This is a genomic window from Acutalibacter sp. (genome assembly GCF_056800975.1).
This window is the reverse complement of sequence record NZ_JBQISV010000160.1, coordinates 1-2,586: the sequence shown is the minus strand read 5'-3', so window position 1 is coordinate 2,586 and position 2,586 is coordinate 1. Positions and strand designations below refer to the sequence as shown.

The 2,586-nt window shown below is 59.2% G+C and carries 2 protein-coding genes; both read right to left on the bottom strand.

Annotated elements, in window-relative coordinates; genetic code table 11:
• Positions 1 to 26: 26 nt before the first annotated feature.
• On the bottom strand, positions 27 to 797 hold the full coding sequence (locus ACTO5E_RS10765) for a potassium transporter TrkG (protein WP_482303544.1): 771 nt from the start codon (positions 795 to 797) through the stop codon (positions 27 to 29).
• A 13-nt stretch (positions 798 to 810) separates the two neighbouring features.
• Positions 811 to 2,172 (bottom strand): Trk system potassium transporter TrkA, encoded by a 1,362-nt coding sequence (trkA, locus tag ACTO5E_RS10760; protein WP_482303542.1) that lies wholly within the window; start codon positions 2,170 to 2,172, stop codon positions 811 to 813.
• Positions 2,173 to 2,586 lie beyond the last annotated feature (414 nt).

The window sequence follows — 2,586 nt, the reverse complement described above, 5'->3', positions numbered from 1 at the left end:
CACCTTCAGGAACTGGCGGAGGAGGATCAGGTAGAAATGCTGAAATTTACCCCGAACAACGCCATAAACACCGTACAGACAGCTTGCAGATAGGTGCTGTAGCCCATCAGGCTGTCCCCTTTAATGGCAAAGCCGCCTGTGCCCGCCGTGCCATAGGCAGTGGTCAGGGCGTCGAACAGGGGCATGCCCCCCAGCAGCAGCAACACCACCTGCAGCAGAGTGAGCCCGATATAAATGGCATAAAGAATTTTTGCGCTGTCCTGAAGCTTGGGCACCAGCTTGTCCACCTGGGGGCCAGGGCTCTCGGCGCGCATAACATGGAGCAGAGAGTTTTTGCCCTTGCCCATGGGGATGACCGCCAGCAGGAACACCAGCACGCCCATGCCGCCCAGCCAGTGGGTAAAGCTGCGCCAGTAGAGCAGGCCCATGGGCATGGCCTCAATGTCTGTGAGAATGCTGGCCCCGGTGGTGGTAAAGCCGGAGACAGTCTCAAACAGGCTGTCTACATAGCTGGGCACCGCGCCGCTGAGACAGAAGGGCAGGGCCCCCACCAAAGACACCACCACCCAGCACAGGGCCACGCTGAGAAAGCCCTCCCGGGCCCCGATTTGCTTGTCTTTTGGGGGAAAGAGGTAGGTGAGCAGGCTGAATAAGGCCGAGCCCACCACTGCCGCGGCAGTGGCCAGCAGCGCCGGGGTCTCGTGGTAGAACAGGGAAATGCCCACCGAGGGCAGCAGGCACACGGCCTCTACCCGCAGAATATAGCAGATCAGCCGGAAAATCATTCGATAATTCATAAGCCGCCTCGCCTCAGTCCACAAAAATGTCCCGCAGGTCCTGAATGGCCCTGTCGGCGGCAGCCACCACAATCACCGAGTCGCCTGCCTCAATGGCGTCGCTGCCTCCGGGGATGATGCTGCGGCCCCGGCGGTTGATGCAGGCCAGCAGAGTGCCTGGCTTCAGTCGCAGCTTCATCAGGGGCTGGCCCAAAAACCACAGCCCCTTGCCCACCTGGAATTCCAGGGCGTCCACCCGGTCCTCCACAATGCGGTGCAGGGTGGTGACAGAGCCGCCCTTGCGGTTGCCCATGGCCCGCACATAGCGCATGATATCGCTGGTGCACAGCTCTTTGGGACTGATGGCGCAGTCGATGCCCTTGCCGGTGAGGACCTCGTTGAATTCGGTGCGGTTGATTTTGGTGATGACCTTGTAGATGCCCAAAAAGTTGGCGTACATGGAGATGATCAGATTCTCCTCGTCAAAATCCGTGAGGGTGACTACCGCGTCGCTCTGGGCCAGGCCCTCGGTGTCCAGAATATTCCGGTCCGAGCCGTCGCCGTTGATGATGACGGCCTTGGGCAGCGAGTCTGACAGCTCCTGGCAGCGTTCGGGGTCCTTTTCAATCAGCTTTACGCCCACGCCGGCGCGCAGCAGCTCGGCGGCCAGGTAAAAGGCAATGCGGCTGCCGCCAATAATCATCACGTCCCGTATTTTCCGCTGGCTCATGCCCAGGTTGCGGATGAGCTTGGCCAGGTTGCCGCTGGGTGCGGTGACATGAAGCCGGTCGCTGCTTTTCAGCTGAAAGCTGCCGTCGGGAATAAACACCTGGTTGTCCCGCTGCACAGCGCACACCAGCACCTTGACCTTCACCTTTTTGTCAAAGTCCATAAGCTTGCAGCCGTCCAGAAAGCTGTCCTCCTTCAGCTCAATCTCCACAATTTCCACCCGGCCCTTGGCAAAGGAGTCCCGCCGGAGGAAGGAGGGGTACTGAAGCAGCCGGAAAATCTCGCTGGCAGTGGCCAGCTCGGGGTTGATCATCATAGACAGGCCCAGCTCGTCCTTCCAGTCGTAGAGCTGCGCGTAGTACTCGGGGTTGCGCACCCGGGCGATGGTGTGGGCGCAGCCCAGCTTGTGGGCGGTGATACAGCACAGCAGGTTGGTTTCATCAGCCGAGGTGGCGGCAATCAGCAGGTCGCTGCCGCTGACATTGGCCTGATTCTGGGTTTTGATGGTCGCGCCGTTGCCGTGCACCACGCTGATGTCCAGCGACTTCTGGGCCTCCTCCAGCACCAGGCGGTTGCTGTCAATCACCACCACGTCATGGCCTTCCTTTGCCAGCTGGACGGTCAGGGCCCATCCCACCTTGCCGTCGCCCACGATTACAATTTTCATGTCCGATACCTTCCCAAATCCAAAAGAATGAAGAACCATCCCCTATACTACCACAACCCGCTCCAAACTTCAAGCCCCCAGCGTAACCCTGTGCCCAAATCGCGGGGCGCTGCGTTGGCGAAGCTGACTCATAGGCAAAGCCCGTGCTGGCGGGAGGAGTTGGGCTTGCGATTGCAGTTTCTTACACCAGTGGGCCGCAGACTTTATAGGACCTATGTGACATGACAAGGCGTAATGTGCGGTGACATGGCGGGATGCTCCTGCAAATAATTCGGAAAGCCTCGAGTTGGCCAAGCAAACTCACAGGCAAAGCCCATGCTGGCGGGAGGAATTAGGCTTGTGGACGTAGTTTGTCGCACCCGCAAGCGGCAAACTTTGTAGGGGCTGTATAACGTGATAACGTGCAATGATATG

Coding starts and splice junctions, on each gene's coding strand:
- ACTO5E_RS10765 (WP_482303544.1), bottom strand. CDS start 797: ATGAATTATCGAATGATTTTCCGGCTGATCTGCTATATTCTGCGGGTA.
- trkA (WP_482303542.1), bottom strand. CDS start 2,172: ATGAAAATTGTAATCGTGGGCGACGGCAAGGTGGGATGGGCCCTGACC.